This is a genomic window from Pseudomaricurvus sp. ABR4_320 (assembly GCF_056159445.1).
Genome location: NZ_JBSWVF010000123.1, coordinates 1 through 277, shown reverse-complemented (window position 1 = coordinate 277; position 277 = coordinate 1). Strand labels below are relative to the sequence as shown.

General features: G+C 49.8%; 1 protein-coding gene. It reads left to right on the top strand.

All coding sequences use genetic code 11. The features are described 5' to 3' along the window. The coding region (locus ACXAFR_RS27660) for a reverse transcriptase domain-containing protein (protein WP_475183470.1) at positions 1 to 277 on the top strand (277 nt) is incomplete at both ends.

Here is a 277-nt window from a genome sequence, read left to right as displayed (position 1 = left end):
AATAGAACCGTTGCTCGACCCGATATTCCATCCCGATTCCTATGGCTATCGACCGAACAAATCGGCGCATCAAGCGTTAATTCAAGCCAAACTGCGCTGTGATCGTCGAGCCTGGGTGTTAGACATGGATATCAAGGGGTTCTTCGATACCATCGACCGGCGGTTGTTAATGAAAGCCGTCGACAAACATATCAAAGAACCATGGCAACGACTCTACATAGAGCGCTGGTTAACGGCGCCCGTACAGCACGTCAATGGCAAGTTGGAATACCCACAA